This window comes from Paenibacillus sp. UNC217MF, from assembly GCF_000686865.1.
Classification (GTDB): domain Bacteria; phylum Bacillota; class Bacilli; order Paenibacillales; family Paenibacillaceae; genus Paenibacillus_B; species Paenibacillus_B suaedae.
In genome coordinates this window covers 1-2,620 of sequence record NZ_JMLT01000042.1, presented here as the reverse complement: position 1 = coordinate 2,620, position 2,620 = coordinate 1, and the positions used below count along the sequence as shown (strand labels likewise).

At 33.4% G+C, this 2,620-nt stretch carries 3 protein-coding genes and 1 pseudogene; all 4 read left to right on the top strand.

All coding sequences use genetic code 11. The annotated features are described in order from the left end of the window. Window positions 1-312: pseudogene (locus BP95_RS33585) on the top strand (hypothetical protein); the annotation flags it as partial. Window positions 313-445: 133 nt separating this feature from the next. Beyond that, window positions 446-700: a hypothetical protein gene (locus tag BP95_RS0116025; RefSeq protein WP_028532714.1), complete on the top strand. Its 255-nt coding sequence runs from the start codon at window positions 446-448 to the stop codon at window positions 698-700. Between the two features lie 274 nt (window positions 701-974). Continuing rightward, window positions 975-1,169 carry a hypothetical protein gene (locus tag BP95_RS0116020; protein ID WP_028532713.1) on the top strand — a complete coding sequence of 65 codons (195 nt, stop codon included), beginning with the start codon at window positions 975-977 and terminating at the stop codon, window positions 1,167-1,169. Between the two features lie 269 nt (window positions 1,170-1,438). Next, window positions 1,439-1,714, top strand: coding sequence for a hypothetical protein (locus BP95_RS0116015; RefSeq protein ID WP_036667200.1), 276 nt, complete (start codon window positions 1,439-1,441; stop codon window positions 1,712-1,714). Window positions 1,715-2,620 lie beyond the last annotated feature (906 nt).

The window sequence follows — 2,620 nt, the reverse complement described above, 5'->3', positions numbered from 1 at the left end:
GATTGGTTAGATAGTATGTTAATTGAATACAAATGTGAACACCTATTGCCTAATAAAAGATGGCGATATGATATTTATATCCCTTCACATAATTTGATTGTAGAAGTACACGGCAAACAACATTATGAAGAAGTATCATTCTTTAGTGCTAGAACACTTAAACAGGAACAGGCAAACGATAGGAACAAGAAAAGATATGCTGAAAAGCTAGGACATAATTATTTAATTGTGGACTATCGAGAACATGAACCTGATTTAGCATTGCAAAGATTCTTAAATCAGTTTGAAAACATTCAAATGGTTTTATTTTAAAAAAATTCAAATCCCCCCCTGTTTGGGGGTATTTTTGCATATATGGGACAACCGGCGAATAGGGAAGGATTTCCGACTAAGCGTTAAAACTGAGATTATTTTTTGACTGGGATTGTAAAGGGGTGAAAAACCTGTGGATTCAATGATTGTGACATTAAAAAACAGGACAAAAGAGGGCTTTTTTAAGGTAGAAATAAAGCCTGTTATTGGTGAAAAATATTTCAGGGAATTTTCAGATGAAGCACTTCAGCAATATATTTTTGATTGTGAAGCCTATTGCGAATATAAAGGTTATCAATTCAAATTTATTATTCCGACCCAAATTAAACAGCTTATGAGAAGCGAAATTTCAAGGGTGATTGAATTAAAAAAGAATCAAGCGAAATGATAATAAATGTATGTGGTTGCTTGTATGCGTGTTAATGCCTAAATCAATTTCAATAGTAACTCCATTTATTTTGTCTTGTGGTTGATTGTGCTGAAAGCCTTCCTAGTGATTGGGGAAGGCTTTTTTAATTGTTGAAATGGTGAAGCAGCTTCCAACAGTTTCATATTGACATTTGATCGGTTTACTTTTGTTAACCTTTCAATTTGCTATGTTATAATGCAAAACTTTTGTGAAACCTAAAATATAAAACGATTTTTCAAAGGGGCTGAAAGAAGTGGAAACAGCTAACATTGGTTATATCATTGAAACAGAATCCTATATTGAAGAACGTAAAAAGGAAATGCCCAAAAACGTATATGAATTTATTAAACAGGTGTGCTTTGATGAAAGACGTTATATTGATTTAGTTGAATCAATGCACCAACAAAAGAAGGTTTTGAAGGTTAAAGACCCATATATAAGTCAATAATAATAACACGCTTGTAAATGATTTAAAGTATCATTATTGAACATTTTTCTCCTTTGCTTTAGTTTGATTGCTTGATTTCTTTTCACAAAAGATAGTTTTGTCCGTTTCAATTTCTAAGTGCTTTTGCAAATCTTTAATTGCAGATTTAACATTTTGAGATTTTCCCCTTCTTTGCCCCTTGTCGGTACTCCAATCCTGACAAATAGGGGCTTTTTTTATTTTGCTTTTTAATTGTCAATAATGGGAATCTGAAAGGGGATTGATTGGAAATGAGAAATTCAAGGGCATTGTTTGAATTGGGGCATGTGGTGACAACTAGAACCATTGCCGACAGTTTAGAACCTGTTAAAATAGCAAGCCTTATCAGACAGCATATAACGGGTGATTTTGGGGTTTTGGATAATGAGGATATAGACAGCAACCATGAAGCAATTAAACACGGTGAAAGGGTGTTATCAGCTTATATGGTGGATGGTGAAAAGGTTTATATCATAACTGAATGGAATCGAGAATATACAACCGTTTTATATGCTGATGAATATTAGACCGTAAAGCAGACCTTACAAGGATGCTTATTCGTCTTTATTAGACCTTTTCAGGCATTATTCGAGCCGTAAGGCTGTATTACTATGACAATCTTTTTAAAAAACCTGTGGGGGCAACCGTAAGGGCTTAAATCATTTCAGCCCAAATTTCAGCCCAAACTTTCAGCCGAAATAAATAATTTCAGCCCATCACCTGTGGAATCAGCCGATAAACTACGTAAAAAAATTATTTGACGTAATTTTGAGCCGTGAAGCAAAACCCACAAGAAAAATCAAATCTCATATTTGACTGATTTCAGCCAATTTCCCTTTTTTAAAAGTTTGGGAAATAATGATTCAGCCGAATTGGTCAAACTTCAAAATGCTTTCATTTTCTTAAAATTTCAGCCGAATCATTTCAGCCGAAAAACGTTTGAAACAGCCTGACAAGGGAATAATATTAGTAATTCTATGTACACGACTTTTTTAAGTCCACCTTTCAAAAGTCAAAAAAAAGACTCACTATTTGTGGGTTTTTTTTTATGTCCATTTTTCTAGACTTGATTTTCAAGACCTGAAAAAAGTTAACGCTGCTAAACCACTGGAAAAATTTTATCATTGTGTTTTGATCGGTGTTCTGTGGTATAATCACGGCTTTTTTCCGTTTTTGTATGTCGCTATGGGTGATTGTAAGCAAATTAGATTTTGTTTTATGGGTGATGGTGCAAGTCATTTCACCTGTGGAAGCCTAGAAAAACAAGGCAATGGAAATAATATTAATACCAAATCAAAAAGTCTATTTCCGATAATAGCATTGATATAAAAAATCCAAAACGAAAGGGGGTTACATAAAAAGATGTTACCGTTTATTGAATTTAGGAATGATGGAAAAACACTCTTTATTAGTGGTTTTGCAAATATCACAGA

What these genes read in the sequence shown, in the direction of transcription:
- BP95_RS0116015 (WP_036667200.1), top strand. Translation starts at nt 1,439, where the DNA reads ATGAGAAATTCAAGGGCATTGTTTGAATTGGGGCATGTGGTGACAACT.